Annotated in this window: 1 pseudogene; it reads right to left on the reverse strand. The window is 40.4% G+C overall.

Annotation, left to right across the window (positions count from 1 at the left end):
* A pseudogene (locus tag R7Z50_RS29515) lies at nt 1-577 on the reverse strand (hypothetical protein); the annotation flags it as partial.

Consider the following 577-nt stretch of genomic DNA (forward strand, 5'->3'; position numbering starts at 1 on the left):
ACCGTCGTTTAGAGCCGCAGTCTCACTATCTAAACCTTGTTTGTCCTCATAACCAAGTTGTTTAACTACTCCTCGAAGTGTCACTAGCGAGTCAAAGAGAAACACCTTGTCCTCCAACAATTTGGACTTGAGATCATCCTGACTATAAAGATACTGATTTTTATCTGTGATAACTGCTTCAATTCCCAGATATGGGTTTTTGTCGCACTGGATTAAAGTCACGTCACCTCGTAAATCCTTCAAGAAGCCTAAACTAATATCGGAAAGATCAGCATCGCCCACAATGACTTGTGGAATGGAGCGAATAATCTCAGACAAGCAATGAAAGACGCGTTGTTTAGGTATTTGTAGTGAATGCTCCGAACACACGACAGTTGAAATTACTTTCTCAAACTCATCAATAATCAAGGTATCAGCATTGTGGCAATATGCTTGGATATGTGCTTTCCACACACTATTGACGACTAATCCCATCGCTTTCGACTGTTCAAGCTGAGTTAAGTTTTGAGTGGTATAGCTGACCGCATGATTTTGAATGCAGTATTGTTCTACTAAAGCCATCAGGTGAGAAAGATAT

Source organism: Vibrio sp. 1249-1 (assembly GCF_033340495.1).